Consider the following 18,371-nt stretch of genomic DNA (forward strand, 5'->3'; position numbering starts at 1 on the left):
TCGCCGCGGTGCTCCGATGTCGTCTCATGTACCTACTCCTGCCTCTGAGAGGTGGTGGGGGGATGGGCCCGGCCGGTCGCACCGGCCAGTTCGAGGTCGTCGGCGTGGTGGCAGGCGACCGTGCGCCCCGGCGGGTCGGTACGCGGGGCGGGCGTCTCGGTGGCGCACAGTTCGGTGGCGTGCCGGCAGCGGGGGTGGAAGGGGCAGCCGGCCGGCGGCTTCGAGGGGTCGGGGACCTCACCGGTGAGGCGGATGCGTTCACGTGAGCCGCGCAGCCGTGGGTCCGGTACGGGTACGGCCGAGATCAGCGCCTCGGTGTACGGGTGTCGCGGGGCCCGGAACAGTTCCTTGGTGGGGGCGACCTCCACGATCCGGCCCAGGTACATGACCGCGACGCGGTCGCACACGTGCTCCACCACCGACAGATCGTGCGAGATGAACAGGTAGGTCAACCCCATCTCGTCCTGGAGGTCCTGTAGGAGGTTGAGGATCTGTGAGCGCACCGACGTGTCCAGAGCGCTCACCGCCTCGTCCGCCACCACCAGGCGTGGCCCCGGAACCAGGGCGCGGGCGATGCTCACCCGCTGGCGTTGACCTCCGGAGAACGCGTGCGGATGGCGGCGCAGGTGGTCGGGGTGCAGGCCCACCCGTTCGGTGATGTCGCGGACCCGGGCCTCGACCTCCTTGGGGGTGAGGTCGGTGAGCATCCGCAGTGGTTCGGCGATGATGTCGCGCAACGTCATCCGCGGGTTGAGCGAGGAGTGCGGGTCCTGGAACACCATGCGCACCTCGCGCCGGTACACCTTCTCGTCGGCGCGGGGCAGGCGCAGGGCGTCCAGGACCCGGTTCCGGGAGTCCCGGTAGAGGATGCCGCCGCGGGCCTCGGGACGGGCGCGCATCACGCTCGTCCCCAGGGTCGTCTTGCCGCACCCGGATTCGCCGACCAACCCCACGGTCTCCCCCGGGTGGATGTCCAGGTCCACCCCGGCGACGGCGCGCACGTATTCGGCCTCTCGCCGTGACCGGCGGCCCCGCACGGGATAGTGCACCTTCAGGTCGCGCAGGCTCAGGACGGCTTCAGCGGACATCGGCGGTCTCCTCACGGTCGGCGGTGTCCTCGCGGAGCAGACACCGGACCTTGCGTTCGGGGGCGGGGACCGTGGTCCGAGGGGTGGTGGTGTCGCACAGCCCTTCGACCGCCTCCGGGCAGCGAGGGTGGAACACACATCCGGGGAGTTCGGTGCCGGGGGCGGGGACGGAACCCTGGATGGTGGTCAGCCGGGCACGGTCGGCGGCGCCGAAGTTGGGCACCGCCTCCAGAAGGGCCCGGGTGTAGGGGTGCCGAGGATCGTGGAAGATCTCGTCGACCGGCCCCTGCTCGACCACGGTGCCCAGGTACATGACGGCCACCTCGTCGGCGATCTCCGCGACCACGCCCATGTCGTGGGTGATGAACAGGACGCCCATGCCGATGTTGCGGCGCAGGTCCGCGAGGAGGTCGAGGATCTGTGCCTGGGTGGTCACGTCCAGGGCCGTGGTGGGCTCGTCGGCGATGAGCACGCGTGGGTCGCAGGCCAGGGCCATCGCGATCATGACCCGTTGGCGCATGCCCCCGGACAGCTGGAAGGGGTAGGAGTCCACGACCCGTTCGGGGCCGGGGACCCGGACCCGTTCGAGCAGCTCCACCGAGCGTGCGCGGGCCTCCTTCCGGGAGATGCCGGTGTGCACGCGCAGGGACTCGCCGATCTGGTTGCCGACGGTGTGCACCAGCGACAGCGACGACATCGGTTCCTGGAAGATCATGGCCACGTCCCGGCCACGGACCGAGCGGATCTCCTTGCCGTTGGGGCGCAGCGCGGCCAGGTCGGCGGGTTCGGTGTCGGGGGAGTCGTCGGGCGGGTACAGGAGGACGCGCCCGCCCACCACTTCCCCGGGCGGGTCGACCAGGCGCAGTACGGAGCGCGCCATGGCGCTCTTGCCGCACCCGCTCTCCCCCACCACGCACAGCGTCCGACCGCGGCGCACCGTCAGGTCCACCCCGTCGACGGCGCGGATCACGGCGTCGTCGGTACGGAAATGGGTCCGCAGGTCCCGGATGTCCAGGACGACGTCGTCGGTCATGGCGGAACCTCCCTACTTGTACGGGTCGGCGGCGTCGCGGATTCCGTCGCCGACGAAGTTGAGGACCAGGACGGCGATCGTCACCGCGACCCCGGGCAACAGAACCCAGGGGGCGTTGGCGATCGAGTGGATGTTCTGCGCCTCCTGGAGGAGCACGCCCCAGCTCACGACCGGTTGTTGCAGGCCCAGGCCGAGGAAGGACAGCGAGGTCTCGGCGAGGATCATGAACGGCACCGCCAACGTCAACGAGGCGATGATGTGGCTGGTGAAGGAGGGCAGCATGTGGCGGCCGATGACCCGACCGGTGCCGCAACCGTCCAGCCGGGCGGCGGTCACGAAGTCCTCCTGTCTCAGCGACAGGAAGCGTCCGCGCACCACGCGGGCCAGGTCGGTCCAGCCGATCAGGGACAGGATCACCGTGATCGCGAAGTAGGTCTGGATCGCGCCCCAGTCGCTGGGGACGGCGGCGGACAACCCCATCCACAGCGGGATGGTGGGGATGGACATCAGGAACTCGATGAGCCGCTGGATGTAGTTGTCGGTCCGCCCGCCGAAGTAGCCGGACACCCCGCCCAGGACCACACCGAGCACGAACGAGAGCGCTACCCCGGCCAGGCCGATCGACATGGACACCCGGGTGCCGTGGATGATCCGTGAGGCCATGTCACGGCCGTTGCGGTCGGCACCGAGGAAGTACACCTCCGTGTCGGGGTCCTTCGCGCCGATCAGGTGCCGGTCCATGGGGATCAGCCCCCACATTTCGTACTCCTGGCCCTGAACGAACAGCCCGACGGGGACCTTGGTGGACTCGTCCACCTCGTAGGTGTTGGCGTAGGTCTCCTCGTCGCGTTCGACCCGGTAGTCGTACACGTACATGCCGGGGTCGAACCCGTCGGAGGTGTCCACGAAGTGCAGTCGTTGCGGCGGCGCGTGGGTGCGGTCCGCGTCGTAGGCGTAGGGCGTGCTCGGTGACAGGAACTCGGAGAAGACCGACACCAGTACGAACCCGCACAGGATCAGGGCGCCGAACACGGCCAGTCTGTTGCGCGTGAACCGACGACGGATGAGGACCCGCTGGGAGACGTCGCCGGGGGACCCGCCCGCGTCGTCGGCGGCGGCGTCCCGCGGGAGGGGGCGGTCGGGGAACAGTCCCATGTCAGACCCTCTCCACGTGTTGGTGTCGGATCCGGGGGTCCCACCAGGCCAGCAGCAGGTCGGACAGGAGCGTCCCCACGACCGTGAGGGAGCCGAGGACGAGGATGAAGCTCCCGGCCAGGTACATGTCCTGGCTCTGAAGGGCGTTGACCAGGAGGGGGCCGGTGGTCTCCAGGCTCAGGACGATGGAGACCATCACCTCGCCGCCCACGAGGGTCGGAAGGATCCAGCCGATGGTGCTGATGAACGGGCTCAGGGACATGCGCACCGGGTACTTGAGGATGAGCCGCCACTCCGGGAGCCCTTTGGCCCGGGCGGTGGTCACGTACGGTTTGCGCAGCTCGTCGAGGAGATTGGCGCGCAGGACGCGGATCAGCGCCGCGGTCCCCGCGGTCCCGATGATGAGTACCGGGATCCACAGGTTGGACACCACGTCCATGACCTTGCCGAGGTTCCACGCCGCGTCGGTGTACTCCTGGGAGACGATCCCGCCCACGCTCTGCCCGAAGTAGCGGAACGACACCCAGGCGAACAACAGCGCCAGCATGAAGTTCGGCGTGGCCAGGCCGACGAAGCCGATGAAGGTGACGACGTAGTCGCCGGCCGAGTACTGGCGGACCGCCGAGTACACCCCGATCGGGAAGGCGATCAACCAGCTCAGGATCAGCGTGGTGACGGCCAGGGCCAGGGTGAGACCGATCCGGTCCCAGATCAGGTCGGACACCTCGCGCCGGTGCTCGAAGGACTGTCCGAAGTCGCCGTGGAAGACGATCCCGGAGATCCATCGCCAGTACTGCACGACGACCGGGTCGTTGAGCCCGTAGCGCTCCTCCAAGGCCCGGATCTGCGCGCCGTCCACGCCCTGCCCCTGAGCGGACAGTTGGGCGATGTAGGCGGTCAGGAAGTTGCCGGGCGGTAGCTGGATGATGAGGAACGCCACGAGCGAGATGGCGAACAGGGTGGGGATCATGTACAGGACACGGCGGGTCACGTACCGGCGCATGCCGGACTCCCCTCGCCCGCCGCGTGGCCGGGCGCCCTCACAGCGAACGGCCTCCGCTCATCCGGTCGTGGAACGGTGAACCGGGGCCGAGGTCGGCCGGGGTGACGGGTCGGCCTTCGAAGGAGGAGGCGTAGACACCGGCGATCAGGCGCATGGTGTCGAGGGCGTCGCGCGAGGTCACCGGGGGAGCGGTGCCCTTCCTCAGGGCGTCCAGGACCTGGACGATCTGGGCGTGGTGGCCGCTGTTCACCCCGTGCTCGCCCGCCTCCCAGGCCGCGAGGACCTCCTCCTCGCGGCCCGGGGCCGGGGTGATCGTCCAGTCGTCGTCCCCGTAGCCGTACAGGTGGACGAGTTCGACGGTGGCCCGTTCGAAGTCGATCCGGATCCGGCTCTCCTCCCGGGGGGACAGCAGGCTGTTGACCACACTGGCCACCGCGCCGCCGGCGAAGTCCACCCGGGCGATCGACAGGTCCTCGGTCTCGACGTCGCGGGTCTGCCGGCGAGCGACCGCCGACACCTCCGTCCACTCGCCGAGCAGCGACAGGAGCAGATCCATCTGGTGGATGCCGTGCCCCATGGTGGGTCCGCCGCCCTCGGTCTCCCACCTGCCCCTCCACGGCACGTCGAAGTACTCCTGCGGACGGAACCAGGTGGTGTGGCAGGTCGCCACGAGCGGGCGACCCAGCACACCGGCGTCCATGAGCGCCCGTACCCGGCGCGCGCCCGAACCGAATCGGTGCTGGAAGACCGTGGCCATCCACGGTCCGTGCGCACCGCCCTCGGCAGCGGCCATCCTCTCGATCTCGGCCAGGCTCAACGCCGGCGGTTTCTCCACCAGGACCGACGCTCCGGCGGCCAGGCAGGCCTCGACCTGGGCGCGGTGCGCCCCCGGAGGGGTGCACACGTGCACCAGGTCGGGCCGTACCTCGGAGAGCATCGTCGTCAGGTCCGTGTACCCGCGCGGGATGGCGTGGTGCGCGCGGAAGGTGGCGAGGGTGTCGGGGTCGATGTCCACCGCGGCGACGACGTCGGCCCGGTCGGGCAGCCCGCGTAGGGCCTCGGTGTGGAAGCGGGCGATGTTGCCGGTGCCGACCACGGCGGTGCGGACGGGGCCGGTGATCGGTCGGGTGCGGGACTCCGGTTCGGGGGACGTGGTGCTCATGGGGGGATTTCCTCCTCAGTTACGCGGTATCCGGCCGCCGGCCGATTCCACGTGGGTGTCGCAGACGAGTCGGCGACCGTGGTCGACGACCCGGGCGGGGCCGGTGAGCCGCACGCGTGCGGTGTGCCGGATGTCGGCGCTGGAGGCGGCCAGGCCGAGGACGAGCTCTCCGGGTTCGACGACGCGACGCAGGTCACGACCGGTGTGGGCGGCCATGTCGGCGGGGACGGTGAAGCGCACCGTCCGCTCCTGGCCGGGGTCGAGGTCGACGCGGGCGTAGCCGATGAGTCGGCGCACCGGCTGTGTCACCTGGGCGACCGGGTCGGACAGGTACAGCTGCACGACCTCGGAGCCGGGCCGGGAACCGGTGTTGCGGACGGTGCAACCGACGGTCACCTCGCCGTCGGTGGCCACCTCGACCGTCGTTTCCGGGACGGGACCGCCGTCGATCTCGGGGGCGGCCCATTCGAGGCTCGTGTACGACAACCCGTGCCCGAAGGGGTGGCGCGGGGTGGGGTCGACCGAACTGACCTGGCTCTTTCCGGCCAAGGGCGCCCCCAGGTAGGTGGCGGGCTGGCCGCCCGGGTCCCGGGGGATCGACACGGGCAGGCGTCCGCCCGGCTCGACCCGGCCGGACAGTATCCCGGCGATGGCGGGGCCGCCCTCCTCGCCGGGGAGGAACGCCTGGACGGAGGCGGCCAAGCGGTCGGCCACGGGCCCCAACACGTACGGACGCCCACTCGACAGCACCGCCACCACCGGGGTGCCGGTGTCCACGAGTGCCTCCAGGAGTTCCTGCTGGACCCCGGGCAGGCGCAGGTCGGTGGCGTCGCAGCCCTCGCCCGAGGTGCCGCGGCCGAACAGGTCGGAGCGGTCGCCCAAGGCGACCACGCACACGCGCGCCGAGCGGGCCGATTCCGTCGCCGCGCCGAACCCGTCCACGGAGTCGCCGTCCACCGAACAGCCCTCGGCGTGGGTGATCCGGTGCCCGGGCAGTTCGTCGCGCAACGCCGTCAACAGGGTGGGGATGGCGACCCCGGTCTCGGTACCGGGGTGGCGGCGCCCCACGTGCGCGGGGAAGGAGTAGCAGCCCAGCATGGCGTCCTCGGTGTCCGCGAGCGGGCCGATCAGGGCCACGTCCGCGGCGCCGTCGTCCCCGGCCTCCGGCAGAGGCAGGGCGGCGCCCGAGTTGTCGAGCAGCACCACGGACCGCTCCGCGAGTCGGCGGGCGAGCGCGCGGTGTTCGGCCGGGTCCAGATCGACGGCCTCGTCCTCGGCGACCTCCGGGGACCAGCCCGGGTCGAGCATGCCCAGCTCGCACTTCTGGCGCAGGACCCTCCGGGCGGCCCGGTCCACGGTCGCTTCGGGGACACGTCCGGCGCGTACCTCCTCGACCAACAGGTCTCCGTAGCAGTGGACGGTGGGAAGTTCGACGTCCACGCCCGCCGCCAGGGCCAGGGCCCCCGCGTGGGCGGGGGACTCGGCGAGCCCGTGCAGCTTGTGCAGGAAGTCGACCCCGAAGTAGTCGGCGACCACGGTCCCCTCGAAGCCCCAGGTGTCCCGAAGGAGTCCGGTGAGCAGGCCCTCGTCGGCGGCGGCCGGCAGACCGTCGTTGTCGTTGTAGGCGTGCATCACCGAGTGGGCCTCGCCGTCGCGGACCGCCATCTCGAACGGCGGCAGGATGACGTCGGCGAACTCGCGGGGACCGATGGACACCGGTGCCAGGTTGCGGCCCGAACGGGACGCCGAGTAGCCGGCGAAGTGCTTGAGGGTGGCCATCACCCCGGTGGACTGGAGCCCGCGGACATAGGCGGTGGCGACGGTGCCGACCAGGTGGGGGTCCTCGCCGATGGTCTCCTCGGTGCGGCCCCAGCGGGCGTCGCGCACCACGTCCAACACGGGGGCCAACCCCTGGTGGGCGCCGACGGCGCGCATGCTCCGGCCGATCTGCGCGGCCATCCGCTCGACCAACGGCGGATCGAAGGACGCGCCCCAGGCCAGGGGGACGGGGTAGATCGTCGCGGTCCAGGCGGCGAAGCCGGCCAGGCACTCCTCGTGGGCCACGGCCGGGATGCCGAAGCGGTTGGCGGCCATGATCTCGCGTTGGCTGCGGGCCAGGGAGGCGCGACCCTCGGCGGGGTCGACGGGGACGGTGCCGAACGGGCGGGTGAGCTGGCCCAACCCGTGCTTGATGACCTGGTCCCAGGCGGGGGGCTCCTGGGAGAGGTCGTGCTGGTGCGGGGCGACGGGTTCTCCGTCGGAGCTCGCATGGACCCACACTCCGTACAGCTGGGAGACCTTCTCCTCAAGGGTCATCGCGGCCAGGAGCGCGTCCACGCGCTCGTCGGTCGTCGCGGTGGGGTCCTGCCAGTGCTGGTCGGCCGTCACCGGGGGTGTCTCGGTGGGGCGAGCGGATGACCTGGTCAAGGAGTGCCTTTCCATGGTGGGGACACGGGGTGGCGCGGGATGACCGGCGCACTCCGAAAGTTTCGTAAATTTTCGCGAAACTTGTTGCCGGTGAATGTACGTTCGCGCCTCCGTAGGGTCAACCCCCCTTGGGAGAGGTGGATCACACATTTGCGCGAGGCTCCACCGGTCAGGGGCCGTGGAGAGGGAGGACGCGAGACCGAAGGGAATTCTCGTTCGATGTGTTTCCGAAACTTTCGGATCAGTGGAGGTGATCACGTCCACATGCCGAAACGGCACACGAAAAAGGGGCGGACCGGTGTTCGGTCCGCCCCTCGGGGGTCGTCGGATCAGTGAGGGATCAGGGGTTGAGCACGGCCTCGACGTCGCCGAAGCGGTCGATCTCACATCCGTTGCGCTTGTTGAACTCGGTGTCGATCTCGGTGTCCTCGACGTGGCCGGTCACCCGAGCCTCTTCGGGGCCACCGACCTGCATGGTGCAGGCCATGTCGGAGGTGTCCATGGTGAACGGTTCGGTGCCGAGCTCGTCGATCGCCGCACAGGCGGCCTCCGGGTCGGGGTGGTCGCCCCCGGCGGGCGCGCAGGTCAGTGTCCACGTGCCCTCCTCGAATCCCTCCTCGGCGGGCGTTCCGTCCTCACCGGACACGGAGGTCTCGATCACGAGTTCCACCGCGGCGTCACCACCGTCGGCCTCCTCGTCGTTTCCGTCGGCGGCGTCGGTCTCGGTCTCTTGGGGGGCTTCCGCGTCGGAGCCTGGCGCGTCCACCTCGGCGGGCTCGTTGCCGCAGGCCGTGATAAGCAGGCCCAGGGCTGCGAGAGCGGCGAGGCGGGTCGGCAGGGCCGTCGCGAAGGTGTGCATACGCATACCGCTTTGACGGAGATCCGGATCACGCGGTTCCTCCGGTTCTCACATTTTTTGTACATACCTGACACAGGGGGTCACATGTTCGGGGAACAGGTCGCCGAGGTACTGGTCGGCGAGGTGCCCGAGGGCGTCTACCTTCTCGACGTCCGCGAGGACGACGAGTGGAACGCGGGGCACGTCCCGGGTGCCGTGCACATTCCGCTCGGCACGCTGGGCGAGCGCGCCGGTGAGGTGCCCAAGGACAAGAAGGTCTACGTCATCTGTCGTGCGGGCGGGCGCTCGGCCCAGGCCACCACGGCGCTCAACCAGGCCGGCTGGGACGCGGTGAACGTCGGAGGCGGCATGCAGGCCTGGGATCAGGCCGGACGGGACATGGAGACCGATTCGGACAGCGAGCCCCGGGTGATCTGAGCGCCGAATCTGGACGGATTACGCAAAGGCCTGCCACGCGGAGGCTCCCGAGTGGCACTATGACGACGTGAGTTCCGAGCGCGCGCCCCTCAGCGCCGAAGCCATGCTCGCCTCCTCGGCGGACGCGGTGATCGGTATCGACGGCGAGCTCCGAGTCACCTTCTGGAATCCGGCGGCCGAACGAATGTTCGGCTGGTCCGCGGACGAGGTGCTCGGTGGCGAGCTGCCGATCATCCCGCCGGAGTTGAGGCCCGAGCACGGCGCGGTGCTCCAACAGGTGCGCGCCGGAACCCCGTTGACGATCTTCAGCCGCAGGCTTCGCCGGGACGGGACCGCCCTGGACGTACGGGTCAGCACGGGCTGCGTGCACGACGACCAGGGCGGCCACAACGGGTGGGTGCTGGTCCTCTACCCCCGGGAGAAGGAGGTCCAGGCGCAGGCCTCGGCGATGGAACGTGCCCGCCTGGTGCGGCGGCTCACCGACGTCGTCGCCGACATCAACGCGGACCTCAGCCTCAAGTCGGTCCTGGACCGGATCATCAGCAGCCTGACCGAACTCACCGGCGCCGACGCCGGTGGGTTCGTGCTGCTGGAGGAGGACAGGGTGCGGCTGGTCAGCCTCACCCACCTGTCGGACGAGCTGTACGGGTTCAGCGCCTCGCTCGAAACCAGCCTGTTCGGTGAGCTGCTGCGCAGCGGCAAGTCCGTGCTGTTGGCCAACAGCGACACCCGCAGCCTGGAGGACCTCATCTGGGCGGACCTGCCCGGATTGCACACCATCGCGTTGTGCGTGTCCAACGCCCAGGGGCGGCCCTACGGCGCCCTGTACGCCTTGTACAGCCGGCGCAAGGTCGGGCACGTGGAACTGGAGCTGCTGGAACTACTGGCGTCGCACGCCGGGGTGGCGATCGGCAACGCGATGGCCTACGAGGAGCTCAAACTTCAGCGGGCGCGGGAACAGGCGGTCGCGGACTCCAGCGCGGACGGAATCGCGGTGCTGGACATCAACGGCAAGGTCCGTAAGTGGAACCGCTCCGCGGCCGAATTGACCGGCTACACCTTCGAGGAGATGGAGGGCAAGCACCCGCCCTTCCCCATCCCGGTGGCGCACGGCGATCCCGTCAAGCACAAGAACGAGGGCGGCCGTTGGCTGGAGATCCTCATGGCGCGGATCCCCAGCACCGACGAATGGGTGGTCGACTTTCGCGACATCACGGCGCAGAAGGCCTTGGAGGAGGAACGGGAGTTCTTCCTGGCCAGCACCGGACATGAGCTGCGGACCCCGGTCACGGTCATTCAGGGGTACGCGGCGATGCTGTCCCGCAAGGGCGAACGGCTGGGACCGGACGGGCGTCAGGAGGCCAGCGAGATCATCCTCGACCGGGCGCGCGCCCTCGCCAAGCTGGTGGAGAGGCTACGGCTCGGCTCGGACGTGGACAGCGGCGAGATGACCCTGGACCGGGTCCCGTTCGACCTGGTGGAGCTGCTCGGTCAGTCCGTGGCGGCGTTCCGTCCGCTGGCCGAACGACAGGAGCTGGTGCTGGACTCGCAGGGCCCGCTGTGCACGGTGGGGGATCCGCTGGTCACCGGCATGGTCATGGACCAACTGCTGGAGAACGCGCTGAAGTTCTCTCCCGAGGGCGGCCACGTGCGGGTGCGCGTGGACGAGGACGAAGACGAGGACACGCTCACGATCCACGTGGACGACGAGGGCATCGGTATCGACCCCGGTGACGAGGAACGGATCTTCGAACGGTTCTTCCAGAGCGGTGAGCGGGGCGACCGCCGAGGCTACGGAGGCCTCGGCATCGGCCTGTACATCGTGCGCCAACTCGTCCGGGAACAGGGCGGTGAGGTGAGCGCGCACCGGTTGACCAAGGGCACCCGGATACGGATCACGGTGCCGAGACACCGGGGCGAGGACACCTGCCTGGACGTGGTCCTGTCCGAAACCTCCGTTAAGGAGGAGAGCGAAGGGGTGCCGTCGACACGCGCCTAGAGCGCACGGGCCACAGCGGTGTCAGAAAACCCGAAAACCGCTGGAGTTCCTGTCATGTCGGGGATTCAGGCCTCGGTGCGGGGTTCCGTGTCGGTAGTTTCACCTCGGGGTTGGTTTCCTCGGCGGTTGATCGGGGCATTTCCACCCCTGGTGGAATTCGCCGTCATACAACGGGCGAGTTCCGGGCCGGCTGTTAAGCACGAACGCGCAGGGACGAAAGCCGTGACAGGAGACCACACCGCACTCGACGCAGGGGACCCTCAGAACCCTCGAAAGGTCGAGCGGAGCGTCACTCTTCCCTACGTCCCCGCAAGCGCCACCGACGCCAGACGTGGCCTCTGCGCGGATCTGCGTTCCCTGCGGATCCGCGACTCCCTCGTCGACGACGCGGCATTGGTCATCAGCGAACTGGTCAGCAACGCGCTCCGGCACGCCGGACCCCTGCCCGACGACACCGTCGGTGTCTCCTGGCGGTTGGCAGCGGGCAAAGAGGCCTCCGGTGCCCAGTTGGAGATCGCGGTCCGCGACGGTGGATCGAGCACCATGCCGCGGGTGTCCCGCCCCTCGATCTCCGGACTGGGCGGTCGCGGCCTGGGCATCGTCCAGACCCTGGCAGGACGTTGGGGGACCGAGATGGACGCGACCACGACCACGGTCTGGGCGGTCCTGGACATCACCGCCGAGGACCTGCCGAGCGATGACGACGACGCCGTGACCGATCTGCCGGTCTCCTTCCTGAATGCGGGGACCCACGGTGAGGGGAACGGTGCCGTCGAACTCGACCTGGACGTCCACCGCGACGAACCGGCATGGGGCGCGTTGCTCTAGCCCCCTTCGCTCCTGGTCACGGCCCCAGGAGCGGATGAACGTGACCGATGGCGCGAAACGCCGTCGCCGAGGTGGCCCGGCCTCGCCATGGGCGCTACAGTCACGACTGTGGAGTTGAAGATATCGAGTCGATCTCAAGATGGCGTCGCGGTGGTAACCGTTGGCGGTGAGATCGACCTGTACACGGCACCCCAGTTGCGCGACGAGCTCGTCGGTTCCCTTGAGGAGGGGACGCGACGGTTGCTCGTGGACATGTCAGGGACGGAGTTCTGTGACTCGACCGGGATCAGTGTCCTGCTCGCGGGGATGAAACGCGCCCGCGAGAAGGACGGCGACCTGGAGATCGTGGCGCCCAGGCCCGCGGTCATGAAGGTCTTGGAGGTCACCGGGCTCCACGAGGTCTTCACCATTCACCCCGACCTCGACGTGTTGCCGGTGGTCGCGGGTACCGGGAGCGCACAGTAACGGCCATGCCTCAGGAGCCGTATCGGCCCCATGGGCCGGCCGGCGCGGCCGTCGCGGTGGTGATCCCCGCCAAGGACGAGGCCCAACGCGTCGGAGCGACCGTCGGCGCCGCGCGCGGGCTCCCCGGAGTGGACCTGGTCGTCGTGGTCGACGACGGCTCCACGGACGCCACCGTGGACCTCGCCTTGGAGGCCGGAGCCCGCGTGTTCCGGCACAGCCGCAACCGCGGCAAGGGCGCCGCCATGGAGACCGGTGCGGAGGGGGTCCGCCTCGTGGAGGAACACGAGGCGGCGTCGGGCCTCGTGCGCCTACCGCGCCACCTGCTGTTCCTCGACGCCGACCTCGCCGGCAGCGCCAAGGGCGCGGCCCCGTTGGTGACCCCGGTGCTGGAGGGCACCGCGGACATGACCGTCGCCCTGTTCCCCGCCACCCGTATGCGCCTGGGCGGCCACGGGTTCGTGGTCCGCCTGGCCCGGGGAGGGGTCCACAAGGCCACCGGCTGGGAGCCGGAGCAGCCGTTGAACGGGCAGCGCTGTCTGACCAGGGCGGCCTTCGAGACGGCGAGACCACTGGCCCCGGGGTTCGGCGTGGAGACCGGGCTGAGCATCGACGTCCTGCGTGCCGGCTTCCGTGTGATGGAGGTCGAGGTGCCCCTGGAACACCGGGCGACCGGGGCGGATCTGCGGGCGCAGGTGCACCGGGCGCACCAGTTCGTGGACGTGGCCCGGGCGCTGACCTCCAGGGAGCTGCGACCGACCCTGCGTCGGACCTGGGAACGCACTGTTGATGGTGCGCGGGCCACGGGTCGGGAAATACCCCGGAAAATCGGTCAGATTACTCGCAAAAAACGCGAAGAGTAACCTACTCGGTGCGTTGCGTGGCTGTACGCTCGCGCTGTGTTCACTACATCTCTGGCTCTCATCGGACTGATCTTCGGGCTGATCGGCCTCGCCGTCGGCGGCTACGCGCTGCTTCAAGCACGCGAGGCCCAAAACGAATACCGGACCCTGGCCAAACGCGCGCTCGACGTCAACGGCACCGGTGCGGACCCGCGTACCGTCCGCGACGTCGCCGTACTGCACTACGACGCCCTGGAGGAGATGTCGGGCGCACGCTCCTTCTCCCTCGCCCTGCTCAACAGCCACGGCGACGGTGTGGTGCTCACCTCCATCAACGGGCGCACCGAAACCCGCACCTACGCCAAGGTCGTCACCCGGGGCGAGTCCGAGGGCTTGCTCAGCCCCGAGGAGTACCGGGCGGTCCGATCCGCCCGACTCGGTGAGGGGGTCGGCTCGACACTGCCCGCGCCGGAACCGACCGAAGACGAGACCGTGTCCTCGGAGCCGGAGAAGGACCTGGTCACCGTGGTGCCCCGACCGGAGAAGGAGCCGCAGGAGGAGCCGGCGAGGGAACCGGAGGAGGACACCGACGGCATCGAGGAGACGCGGGCTCCCGAACCCAGGACCTCCGACTTCGAGGCGACGGAACCCGTGACGCCCAACTCTCGGAACTGACCTCACCCGGACCACACGTCCCGTATAGCCTGAACAGCATGCCCAACCGTTATGCCTACCTCGGCCCCGAGGGCACCTTCACCGAAGCCGCCCTGCGCGCACTGCGGCCCGACTCGCTCGCGGAGGACCGCGTCCCCTGCGATGGGGTGGCGGCGGTCTTCGACGCGGTCCGCGCCGGCGCCGTGGACGGCGGGGTCGTGCCGTTGGAGAACTCGGTCGAGGGCGGGGTCACCACCACCATCGCCGAACTCATCAACGGCGAACCCTTGCTCATCACCGGTGAGACCGCGGTCCCGGTCGAGTTCGCGCTCTTCGCCCGACCCGGAACCGTGATCGAGGACGTCAAACGGGTGGCCACCCACCCCCACGCCCTCGCGCAGTGCCGCGGCTGGCTCTCCCGGCACCTCCCGGACGCCGACACCCACACCGCGTCCTCCACCGCGGCCGCCGCCCGCGCCGTCTCCGAACCCGGATCGCCCTACGACGCCGCGATCTGCGCCGTCATCGCCGGTGAACGCTACGGGCTGCACGCCCTGGCCACCGGGGTCGGCGACCGCTCCGACGCCGCCACCCGCTTCATCTACCTGTCCCGGGCCGGGGCCCTGCCCGAACCCACCGGGGCCGACCTGACCTCCCTGGTCGCCTTCATCGCCGATGACCACCCCGGCGCGCTCATCGAGGTCCTCAACCAGTTCGCCGTCCGCGGCGTCAACCTCACCCGCCTGGAGTCGCGCCCCACCGGCGACGGCCTCGGCAGCTACTGCTTCTGCATCGACGCCGAAGGCCACGTCGCCGACGCCCGTGTCGGCGAGGCGCTCATGGGCATCCGTCGGGTCTGCCGCGACGTCCGGTTCCTCGGCAGCTACCCGCGTCGCAGCAAGGGCACCGAACTCGACCCGCAGTTGCGGCCGCGCGCGGCCACCGACGCCGACTTCGCCGAGGCGGAGCGCTGGCTCGCCCGCGTCCGCGCCGGCGAGATCGACTGAGGCGACCGCCCACCACCGGCGGTCGCCCGGTCGGGTTCCTCACCCCGTCTCGGAGAGGCCCCCCTCGTCGAACACCCACTCCTCCGTCGCCGCCCGGCGCAGTTCCAGGTACAGCGCCAACCTCAGCGCGGTGTCCTCCGAACCCATGTCGTCCAGCGACTCCAAGGCCTCGGTGAGTTCCCCGGTCGTCATCTCAGCCAGCGGTTTCATGACAGTCCCCCACGATCCGAACGCGCCGCCGGTGTCTCTCCCCTGGCGGCCCTTCTCAGGGGAAGGACGGGGGACCGACCCGTTCATGACGTGACTGTGAGCAAAAGATGTGGGGTCGGACCGGGGCGGGCGGTAACCTGCAAGGCGTGATCGACCTTCGCGCTCTTCGAGAAGACCCCGAACGACTCCGTGCATCGCAGCGGGCCCGCGGGGAGGACCCCTCCATCGCCGACCGACTGCTCGAACTGGACGCCAGCCGCCGTTCCGCGCTGACCCGGTTCGAAACCCTGCGCGCCGAACAGAAGAGCGTGGGCAAGTCCGTCTCCAAGGCGTCCCCGGAGGAGCGCGAGGAGCTCCTGACCAAGGCCAAGTCCCTGGCCGCCGAGGTCAAGGAGGCCGAAGCGGAGGCCGGGAAGCTGGGCGAGGAACTCGACACCGTCCTGGTGCGCGTGCCCAACCTCGTGGAGGAAGGCGCCCCGGAAGGCGGTGTCGACGACTTCGTGGTCATGGAGACCGTGGGCGAGCCCCGCGAGTTCGACTTCGCCCCACGCGACCACCTGGAGCTGGGCGAGATGCTCGGCGCCATCGACATGGAACGCGGAGCCAAGGTCTCCGGCGCCCGCTTCTACTTCCTCACCGGTGTGGGTGCCCAGCTGGAGCTGGCCCTGCTCAACATGGCGATGAACCAGGCCATCGAAGAGGGATTCACCCCGATGATCCCGCCGGTCCTGGTCAAGCCCGAGACCATGGAGGGCACCGGGTTCCTCGGTGAGCACTCCGACGAGATCTACCACCTGCCCGAGGACGACCTCTACCTGGTGGGCACCTCCGAGGTGGCCCTGGCCGGCTACCACGCCGGGGAGATCCTGCCCGCGGACGCCCTGCCCAACCGGTACATCGGTTGGTCGTCCTGCTTCCGCCGGGAGGCCGGCTCCTACGGCAAGGACACGCGCGGCATCATCCGCGTCCACCAGTTCAACAAGGTGGAGATGTTCGTCTACACCCACCCCGACCAGGCCCACGAGGAGCACGAGCGTCTCCTGGCCTGGGAGCGGCGGATGCTCGACAAGCTCGGCCTGCCCTACCGAGTGGTGGACATCGCCGGTGGCGACCTGGGCACCAGCGCCGCCCGCAAGTACGACTGCGAGGCGTGGGTCCCCACACAGGAGACCTACCGAGAGCTGACCTCCACCTCGAACTGCACCGAGTTCCAGGCCCGTCGGCTCAACGTCCGCTACCGGGACGAGGATGGCAAGCCGCGCTTCGCCGCGACCCTCAACGGCACGCTGGCCACCACCCGGTGGATCGTCGCCATCCTGGAGAACCACCAGCGCGAGGACGGCTCCGTGGTCGTCCCCGAGGCGCTGCGTCCCTACCTGGGCAAGGAAGTCCTGGAGCCGATCCAGGCGGCCAAGGACAAGAACAAGGGCAAGAAGAAGTAGCGCGCCCGCGCATGCGCACGAACTCACGGGAGCCCGGAAGACCTCGACCGAGGTCTTCCGGGCTCCCGTTCGTTCGGAGGGCTCAGGGCGGGAACCCTACAGGTAGGGGCCCGATCCCATGGACGAGCGGTCCTGCTCCTCGCCCGGGCCGCCCTGACCCTGCGACTGGAGACCGACCACCCCGGGCGGCAGCGCCTTGCGCATGTTCTCCAACTGGGCACGGGCAGCCATCTGCTGCGCGACCAGGGTGGTCTGGATACCGTGGAACAGGCCCTCCAGCCAGCCCACCAGCTGGGCCTGGGCGATCCGAAGCTCGGCGTCACTGGGCGCCGCACCGTCCGCGAACGGCAGCGTGAGCCGTTCGAGCTCCTCGATCAGCTCGGGCGCCAGACCGTCCTCCAACTCCTTGATCGAGGAGGTGTGGATCTCCTTCAGACGGGAGCGGCTGGCCTCGTCGAGCGGGGCCGCCTTCACCTCCTCCAAGAGCTGACGGATCATGCTGCCGATCCGCATGACCTTGGCGGGCTGCTCCACCATGTCCGCGAGCGAGCGCGGCTCCTCCGCGCCCTCACCCTCAACGTCTTCGTGGTCGGCGTCCGCGCCCACCACCAGGACCTGGGGCTCCTTCTCTTCGTCTGCCTTGCTCATCGATCCCCTAGTTCGGCTGTGTCGGGCGCGCGTTCAACGGGCGAGAAGGATCTTGCCGGTGTGCGCGCTCGATTCCATGACACGATGCGCCTCCGCCGCGTCCCGCAAGGGCACCGTACGGTCGATGACGGGGCGGACGGCTCCACTTTCTACCAACGGCCAAACCTGCTCCAGTACTCCCGAGACGATCTCCGCCTTCTCCGTCGCCGGACGGGAACGGAGGGTGGTCGCCTGCACGGAGAGCCGTTTGGCCAGCATGCGGCCCAGATCGATCTCGGATCGGCGCCCGCCCATCAGGCCGATGATCACGAGCCGGCCGTTGGTGGCCAACGAACGCAGGTTCGCGTCCAGGTACGACCCGCCCATGATGTCGAGGACGAGGTCCGCTCCACCTTCGGCGCGCAGCCGTTCGGTGAAGTCCTCGGTCCGGTAGTTGACGGTGATCTCGGCGCCCAGTTCGCGGCAGCGCGCCAACTTCTCGTCGCTGCCCGCGGTGACCGCCACACGGGCCCCCAGGGCGCGCGCGAACTGGATCGCGAACGTGCCGATGCCGCTGCCGCCGCCGTGCACCAGCACGGTCTCGCCGGCGCGCAACCGGCCCGCCATCACCAGGTTCGACCACACGGTGCAGGCGACCTCGGGCAGCGCCGCCGCCTCCACCGGGTCCACACCGCGCGGGATCGGCAGGAGCTGGCCGGCCGGCACCGCCACCCGTTCCGCGTAGCCGCCGCCGGACAACAGGGCGCACACCCGGTCGCCCACGGACCAGCCTTCGACACCGGGGCCGACTTCGACGATGGTTCCGGAACATTCCAGCCCCGGGTACTCGGAGGCGCCGGGCGGGGGCGCGTAGTTGCCCTGGCGTTGGGCGACGTCGGCGCGGTTGACCGCCGTGGCCGCCACCTCCACCAGGACCTCACCCTCTTGGAGGACGGGGTCGGGTACCTCTGACCAGGTCAGGACCTCGGGTCCGCCCGGTTCGGTGATTCGGATCGCGTGCATGGGGCCGACAGTACCCATGACCGGCCGGGAGCACATCGGGGGATCGAACACTGGTCAGTTACCCGGAAAGGATGCTTGGGTGGTCTCGCGGGGGTAAAAGAACCCCGAGGGCCGATCCCGACATCTCCCACGG

18 protein-coding genes are annotated in these 18,371 nt (G+C 69.7%); 8 read left to right on the forward strand and 10 right to left on the reverse strand.

All coding sequences use genetic code 11. The features are described from left to right. Positions 1–32: 32 nt before the first annotated feature. The 7 genes from BQ8420_RS01440 to BQ8420_RS01470 form a co-directional block, all read right to left on the reverse strand. Positions 33–1,088 (reverse strand): ABC transporter ATP-binding protein, encoded by a 1,056-nt coding sequence (locus BQ8420_RS01440; RefSeq protein WP_087095979.1) that lies wholly within the window; start codon positions 1,086–1,088, stop codon positions 33–35. Next, positions 1,078–2,121, reverse strand: a complete 1,044-nt coding sequence (locus BQ8420_RS01445; protein WP_087095980.1) for an ABC transporter ATP-binding protein — start codon at positions 2,119–2,121, stop codon at positions 1,078–1,080. The genes BQ8420_RS01440 and BQ8420_RS01445 overlap by 11 nt, the downstream gene beginning before the upstream one ends. A gap of 12 nt (positions 2,122–2,133) precedes the next feature. Then, positions 2,134–3,276: an ABC transporter permease gene (locus BQ8420_RS01450; protein WP_143847052.1), complete on the reverse strand. Its 1,143-nt coding sequence runs from the start codon at positions 3,274–3,276 to the stop codon at positions 2,134–2,136. Between the two features lies 1 nt (position 3,277). Further along, positions 3,278–4,279: an ABC transporter permease gene (locus BQ8420_RS01455; protein ID WP_087095981.1), complete on the reverse strand. Its 1,002-nt coding sequence runs from the start codon at positions 4,277–4,279 to the stop codon at positions 3,278–3,280. 37 nt (positions 4,280–4,316) lie between these two features. Continuing rightward, complete coding sequence (locus BQ8420_RS01460) at positions 4,317–5,441, reverse strand: Gfo/Idh/MocA family protein (RefSeq protein WP_087095982.1); 1,125 nt, start codon at positions 5,439–5,441, stop codon at positions 4,317–4,319. Between the two features lie 15 nt (positions 5,442–5,456). Then, entirely contained in the window at positions 5,457–7,883 is a 2,427-nt protein-coding gene (locus BQ8420_RS01465; RefSeq protein ID WP_087095983.1) for a glycoside hydrolase family 3 N-terminal domain-containing protein, read from the reverse strand. Positions 7,884–8,208: 325 nt separating this feature from the next. Continuing rightward, positions 8,209–8,733 (reverse strand): SSI family serine proteinase inhibitor, encoded by a 525-nt coding sequence (locus BQ8420_RS01470; protein ID WP_087095984.1) that lies wholly within the window; start codon positions 8,731–8,733, stop codon positions 8,209–8,211. A 78-nt stretch (positions 8,734–8,811) separates the two neighbouring features. On the opposite strand from BQ8420_RS01470, the gene BQ8420_RS01475 reads away from it, so the two are divergent. The 7 genes from BQ8420_RS01475 (at position 8,812) to pheA (ending at position 14,936) form a co-directional block, all read left to right on the forward strand. Beyond that, on the forward strand, positions 8,812–9,144 hold the full coding sequence (locus BQ8420_RS01475; RefSeq protein WP_087095985.1) for a rhodanese-like domain-containing protein: 333 nt from the start codon (positions 8,812–8,814) through the stop codon (positions 9,142–9,144). A gap of 67 nt (positions 9,145–9,211) precedes the next feature. Continuing rightward, positions 9,212–11,143 (forward strand): PAS domain S-box protein, encoded by a 1,932-nt coding sequence (locus BQ8420_RS01480; RefSeq protein ID WP_087095986.1) that lies wholly within the window; start codon positions 9,212–9,214, stop codon positions 11,141–11,143. A gap of 222 nt (positions 11,144–11,365) precedes the next feature. Continuing rightward, positions 11,366–11,971 (forward strand): ATP-binding protein, encoded by a 606-nt coding sequence (locus tag BQ8420_RS01485; RefSeq protein WP_087095987.1) that lies wholly within the window; start codon positions 11,366–11,368, stop codon positions 11,969–11,971. Positions 11,972–12,079: 108 nt separating this feature from the next. Further along, positions 12,080–12,436, forward strand: coding sequence for an STAS domain-containing protein (locus tag BQ8420_RS01490; protein ID WP_255404771.1), 357 nt, complete (start codon positions 12,080–12,082; stop codon positions 12,434–12,436). Between the two features lie 5 nt (positions 12,437–12,441). After that, positions 12,442–13,296 (forward strand): glycosyltransferase, encoded by an 855-nt coding sequence (locus BQ8420_RS01495; RefSeq protein WP_087095989.1) that lies wholly within the window; start codon positions 12,442–12,444, stop codon positions 13,294–13,296. Between the two features lie 36 nt (positions 13,297–13,332). Next, positions 13,333–13,950 (forward strand): DUF4446 family protein, encoded by a 618-nt coding sequence (locus BQ8420_RS01500; RefSeq protein WP_087095990.1) that lies wholly within the window; start codon positions 13,333–13,335, stop codon positions 13,948–13,950. Positions 13,951–13,988: 38 nt separating this feature from the next. Next, positions 13,989–14,936, forward strand: a complete 948-nt coding sequence (pheA, locus tag BQ8420_RS01505; RefSeq protein ID WP_087095991.1) for a prephenate dehydratase — start codon at positions 13,989–13,991, stop codon at positions 14,934–14,936. A gap of 39 nt (positions 14,937–14,975) precedes the next feature. Here the strand turns inward: pheA and BQ8420_RS32155 are convergent, their stop codons facing one another. Continuing rightward, the gene (locus BQ8420_RS32155) at positions 14,976–15,146 is read right to left on the reverse strand and encodes a hypothetical protein (protein ID WP_200815748.1); all 171 of its coding nucleotides are present in this window, start codon (positions 15,144–15,146) and stop codon (positions 14,976–14,978) included. Between the two features lie 146 nt (positions 15,147–15,292). On the opposite strand from BQ8420_RS32155, the gene serS reads away from it, so the two are divergent. Continuing rightward, entirely contained in the window at positions 15,293–16,588 is a 1,296-nt protein-coding gene (serS, locus tag BQ8420_RS01510; protein WP_087096020.1) for a serine--tRNA ligase, read from the forward strand. A 96-nt stretch (positions 16,589–16,684) separates the two neighbouring features. On the opposite strand, the gene BQ8420_RS01515 is transcribed toward serS, so the two are convergent. Together BQ8420_RS01515 and BQ8420_RS01520 are read right to left on the reverse strand one after the other, a co-directional pair. After that, positions 16,685–17,236 carry a bacterial proteasome activator family protein gene (locus tag BQ8420_RS01515; RefSeq protein ID WP_087095992.1) on the reverse strand — a complete coding sequence of 184 codons (552 nt, stop codon included), beginning with the start codon at positions 17,234–17,236 and terminating at the stop codon, positions 16,685–16,687. Positions 17,237–17,269: 33 nt separating this feature from the next. Next, positions 17,270–18,238 (reverse strand): NAD(P)H-quinone oxidoreductase, encoded by a 969-nt coding sequence (locus tag BQ8420_RS01520; RefSeq protein WP_087095993.1) that lies wholly within the window; start codon positions 18,236–18,238, stop codon positions 17,270–17,272. Positions 18,239–18,371 lie beyond the last annotated feature (133 nt).

The sequence above is a fragment of the Nocardiopsis sp. JB363 genome (genome assembly GCF_900143625.1).
Lineage (GTDB): Bacteria > Actinomycetota > Actinomycetes > Streptosporangiales > Streptosporangiaceae > Nocardiopsis.

Excerpts from the sequence above, each read along its gene's own strand:
- BQ8420_RS01465 (WP_087095983.1), bottom strand. The coding sequence starts at position 7,883 with ATGGAAAGGCACTCCTTGACCAGGTCATCCGCTCGCCCCACCGAGACA.
- BQ8420_RS01455 (WP_087095981.1), bottom strand. The coding sequence starts at position 4,279 with ATGCGCCGGTACGTGACCCGCCGTGTCCTGTACATGATCCCCACCCTG.
- BQ8420_RS01495 (WP_087095989.1), top strand. The coding sequence starts at position 12,442 with ATGCCTCAGGAGCCGTATCGGCCCCATGGGCCGGCCGGCGCGGCCGTC.
- BQ8420_RS01470 (WP_087095984.1), bottom strand. The coding sequence starts at position 8,733 with ATGCGTATGCACACCTTCGCGACGGCCCTGCCGACCCGCCTCGCCGCT.
- pheA (WP_087095991.1), top strand. The coding sequence starts at position 13,989 with ATGCCCAACCGTTATGCCTACCTCGGCCCCGAGGGCACCTTCACCGAA.
- BQ8420_RS01440 (WP_087095979.1), bottom strand. The coding sequence starts at position 1,088 with ATGTCCGCTGAAGCCGTCCTGAGCCTGCGCGACCTGAAGGTGCACTAT.
- BQ8420_RS01520 (WP_087095993.1), bottom strand. The coding sequence starts at position 18,238 with ATGCACGCGATCCGAATCACCGAACCGGGCGGACCCGAGGTCCTGACC.
- BQ8420_RS01515 (WP_087095992.1), bottom strand. The coding sequence starts at position 17,236 with ATGAGCAAGGCAGACGAAGAGAAGGAGCCCCAGGTCCTGGTGGTGGGC.
- BQ8420_RS01450 (WP_143847052.1), bottom strand. The coding sequence starts at position 3,276 with ATGGGACTGTTCCCCGACCGCCCCCTCCCGCGGGACGCCGCCGCCGAC.
- BQ8420_RS01475 (WP_087095985.1), top strand. The coding sequence starts at position 8,812 with ATGTTCGGGGAACAGGTCGCCGAGGTACTGGTCGGCGAGGTGCCCGAG.
- BQ8420_RS32155 (WP_200815748.1), bottom strand. The coding sequence starts at position 15,146 with ATGAAACCGCTGGCTGAGATGACGACCGGGGAACTCACCGAGGCCTTG.
- BQ8420_RS01445 (WP_087095980.1), bottom strand. The coding sequence starts at position 2,121 with ATGACCGACGACGTCGTCCTGGACATCCGGGACCTGCGGACCCATTTC.
- BQ8420_RS01460 (WP_087095982.1), bottom strand. The coding sequence starts at position 5,441 with ATGAGCACCACGTCCCCCGAACCGGAGTCCCGCACCCGACCGATCACC.